Here is a 983-nt window from a genome sequence, read left to right as displayed (position 1 = left end):
TGCCCGCGCAGTGGCGGGTCGTCGTAGCCGAGGTGTTCGCCGTCGGCGATGCGGAACATCTCGCGGACCAGGTCGATGCCGGTGACCTCCTCGGTGACCGGGTGCTCGACCTGGAGGCGGGTGTTGACCTCCAGGAAGGAGATCGTGCCGTCCACGCCGACGAGGAACTCCACGGTGCCGGCGCCGACGTAGCCGGCTTCCTTGAGGATGGCCTTGGAGGCGGCGTACAGCTCGGCGTTCTGCGCGTCGGACAGGAAGGGGGCGGGGGCTTCCTCGACCAGTTTCTGGTGGCGGCGCTGGAGGGAGCAGTCGCGGGTGGAGACCACCACGACGTTGCCGTGGGAGTCGGCCAGGCACTGGGTCTCGACGTGGCGGGGCTTGTCGAGGTAGCGCTCCACGAAGCACTCGCCCCGGCCGAAGGCGGCGACGGCCTCGCGGACGGCGGAGTCGTACAGCTCGGGGACTTCTTCGAGGGTGCGGGCGACCTTCAGGCCGCGTCCGCCGCCGCCGAAGGCGGCCTTGATCGCGATCGGCAGGCCGTGCTCGCGGGCGAAGGCGACGACCTCGTCGGCGCCGCTCACCGGGTCGGGGGTGCCCGCGACGAGCGGGGCGCCGGCGCGCTGGGCGATGTGCCGGGCGGCGACCTTGTCGCCGAGGTCGCGGATGGCCTGCGGCGGCGGGCCGATCCAGATCAGGCCCGCGTCCAGGACCGCCTGCGCGAACTCCGCGTTCTCCGAGAGGAACCCGTAGCCCGGGTGGACCGCGTCCGCACCCGCGTCCTTCGCCGCCTGGAGGACCTTGCCCATGTCCAGATAGCTGGTCGCCGGAGTGTCACCGCCCAACGCGAACGCCTCGTCCGCGGCCCGCACATGCAGCGCGTCCCGGTCCGGATCGGCGTACACGGCCACGCTCGCGATCCCGGCGTCCCGGCACGCCCGGGCGACGCGGACAGCGATTTCGCCTCGGTTGGCGATCAACACCTT

1 protein-coding gene is annotated in these 983 nt (G+C 72.3%); it reads right to left on the bottom strand.

All coding sequences use genetic code 11. The annotated features are described in order from the left end of the window. The coding region (locus tag HW837_RS47955; protein ID WP_193382261.1) for an acetyl-CoA carboxylase biotin carboxylase subunit at positions 1-983 on the bottom strand (983 nt) is incomplete at both ends.

The sequence above is a fragment of the Streptomyces caniscabiei genome, from assembly GCF_014930365.1.
Classification (GTDB): Bacteria; Actinomycetota; Actinomycetes; order Streptomycetales; family Streptomycetaceae; genus Streptomyces; species Streptomyces caniscabiei.
Note: the sequence above shows the minus strand (reverse complement) of the source record. Positions and strands in the feature narration are given on the sequence as shown.